This window comes from Streptomyces sp. NPDC006624 (assembly GCF_040611555.1).
Taxonomy (GTDB): domain Bacteria; phylum Actinomycetota; class Actinomycetes; order Streptomycetales; family Streptomycetaceae; genus Streptomyces.
In genome coordinates this window covers 1-1,018 of sequence record NZ_JBEXOM010000111.1, presented here as the reverse complement: position 1 = coordinate 1,018, position 1,018 = coordinate 1, and the positions used below count along the sequence as shown (strand labels likewise).

The window sequence follows — 1,018 nt, the reverse complement described above, 5'->3', positions numbered from 1 at the left end:
ACCACCGCGCCGGGCGGGCCGAAGCGGCGCGTGGCCGGCAGCTCCAGCAATTCCACCACGCTCAACATCGGCGCCAGCTACGTGCTGCCCTCGGGCTGGACCTTCAACGGCCAACTCGCCGCGGGGCTGACCCCGGACGCGCCGAACTTCGTGTTCTCGCTGCGCGGCTCGCGTTCGTTCTGAGCGCGGGGCGCGGCACCGCTTGCGGGCGATAGCGTCGCGCTGTGCCCGGGGACGGGGTGGACGCAGTGTCCACCCCGGTTTTCTGCGCTCACAGCTTTTCCCAGCGATCCTTGATCTCTTCGCAAGCGGCGGCCAGATCGCCCAGCCGGCGCTTTCTGGCCTTGGGCGCGGTGTGGATCCTGCGGGTCGCGATGTCCACCACATAACAGCGCGAAGAAAGCACCAGGCCGGGCGCGGACAGGTTGCGTTCCAGATGGGTCTGCATCGCGGTGGCGACGTAGTTCCCGCCTTTCTCGTCCAGCGGCTGGCTCTTGGAAAAATGCAGCTTGACGCAGCCGACCACGGCGAGCGAGCGCGGATCCAGCAGCAGCGCATCCGGGCGCGCGACCACGCGCACGCCGGCCATCTCGACCGCATCGGAACACCGCGCATCGGCCGAGACCGCGATCAGATCGTCGATCTTCATCGCGCCGCGGATTTCGACGAAGGTGTCGATGGCCGCGGCGGAGTGGGCCCGGTCCTGCATCGCGAAATCCGACCCGCCCGGGTCTCGCCGCAGGCCCTCGGCGAAATCGCGCGCCCACGCTTCGCCGGCCGTGCCCGAAGCGATCAGGGACGAAATGGCGTCGCGCGCGTCCCGGTAGCGGGCGGCCTTGAACACGGGTCTGTTCTTCTGGTCCTTGACGATCTGCCGCCGCCGGGCCGGCGTGGCCGTCATGTATTCGCCGAGCTTGTTGACCGAAATGCGAGGATCCATCCTGTCTTGTCTCCCTGTATCGGTGACTGCACCGTGTCAGGTTACTCGTCAGGCGTCTCTGCGCTTGCGACTGGCGCT

The 1,018-nt window shown here is 68.0% G+C and carries 2 protein-coding genes; one reads left to right on the top strand and one right to left on the bottom strand.

Annotation, left to right across the window (positions count from 1 at the left end):
* Positions 1-183 (top strand): hypothetical protein (locus ABZY20_RS37520; protein ID WP_356448058.1); only part of this gene is annotated, 183 nt, incomplete at its 5' end.
* A gap of 88 nt (positions 184-271) precedes the next feature.
* On the opposite strand, the gene ABZY20_RS37515 is transcribed toward ABZY20_RS37520, so the two are convergent.
* Entirely contained in the window at positions 272-940 is a 669-nt protein-coding gene (locus ABZY20_RS37515; RefSeq protein ID WP_096376180.1) for a hypothetical protein, read from the bottom strand.
* Between the last annotated feature and the right edge of the window lie 78 nt (positions 941-1,018).

What these genes read in the sequence shown, in the direction of transcription:
- ABZY20_RS37515 (WP_096376180.1), bottom strand. Translation starts at nt 940, where the DNA reads ATGGATCCTCGCATTTCGGTCAACAAGCTCGGCGAATACATGACGGCC.